The following is a 1,316-nucleotide window of genomic DNA, read 5'->3' on the forward strand; positions in this document are numbered from 1 at the left end:
GGTTGGTGGCGAGCCGGGTGGAGACGGTGCACGTGCCTGTGTAGGTGCCCGGCGTGGGGGCGGGGCGGAGCCGTGTCCGGGTACGGGTGGGAGCGGCGGCCGGGACAAGCCGCTGGGAGCGCTCTCAGACGATGCGGGCTGCGGATATCCTGGTAGGTGCAGGACCGTGGTTCCGGGGCGGCAGCCGGGACGCGCGGACCTCCGCCCGCCCACCAGCCGACGCAGTCGAGGAGCGCCCGCCGTGACCGAACCGACCACGGGGTCCCGCCCCACGCTGGAAGCCGTCGCCGCGCACGCGGGCGTGTCCCGGGCCACGGCCTCGCGGGTCGTGAACGGCGGTGCGGGGGTGCGCTCCCCGCTGGTCGAGAAGGTGCGCCGGGCGGTCGAGGAGCTCGGCTACGTGCCCAACCACGCGGCGCGCACCCTGGTGACCCGGCGCAACGGCGCGGTGGCCGTGATCATCGCGGAGCCGGAGTTCCGGGTCTTCTCGGACCCGTTCTTCGAGCAGCAGGTGCGCGGCATCAGCCGGGAGCTGACGGCGCACGACGCGCAGTTGGTGCTGCTGTGGGTGGAGGGCGCCGGTGACCACGACCGGATCGCCCGCTACCTCGGCGGCGGGCACGTCGACGGCGCGCTGGCGTTCTCGCTGCACAGCGACGACGCGCTGCCGGCCGTGATCGACCGGGCCCGGATCCCCGTGGTCTTCGGCGGTCGGCCCGCCCCGGGCACCGCGCCGAGCGTCCCGTTCGTCGACTGCGACAACCGCGGCGGCGCCCGGGAGGCGGTGCGGCACCTGGTGGGGCTCGGCCGCCGGACCATCGCCCACATCTCGGGGCCGCCCGACCAGACGTCCGCGGTCGACCGGATCCACGGCTACCGGGACGTCCTCATCGACGCCGATCCGGACCTGCTGTGCGGGGGCGACTTCACCGAGGAGAGCGGGGCCCGCGCGATGGCGGAGCTGCTCGACCGGCGGCCGGACGTCGACGGGGTGTTCGTCGCGAACGACCTGATGGCCTCGGGCGCGCTGTTCACCCTGCGGGAGCGGGGCGTGCGGGTGCCGCAGGACGTGGCGGTCGTGGGCTTCGACGACATGGACTCGGTGGTCCGCAGGACCTCTCCGGCGCTCACCACGGTGCACCAGGACATCGAGGGCATGGGCCGGCTGATGGTGAAGCTGCTGATGCGGCTGCTCGACGGGACGGGTCCCGAGGGGCCCGAGTCGGTGATCACGCCGACGTCGCTCGTCCGCCGCGACTCCGCCTGACCCGGCGGGGAGGCAAGCGGGCGGCGGGGGGGGGGGGGGGGGCCCGGGC

Annotated in this window: 1 protein-coding gene; it reads left to right on the plus strand. The window is 75.4% G+C overall.

All coding sequences use genetic code 11. The features are described from left to right. The first annotated feature begins 241 nt into the window (after positions 1 to 241). Entirely contained in the window at positions 242 to 1,267 is a 1,026-nt protein-coding gene (locus tag ACFCY7_RS40470; protein ID WP_376491082.1) for a LacI family DNA-binding transcriptional regulator, read from the plus strand. Positions 1,268 to 1,316 lie beyond the last annotated feature (49 nt).

The organism is Streptomyces sp. NPDC056361, assembly GCF_042262805.1.
Lineage (GTDB): Bacteria > Actinomycetota > Actinomycetes > Streptomycetales > Streptomycetaceae > Streptomyces.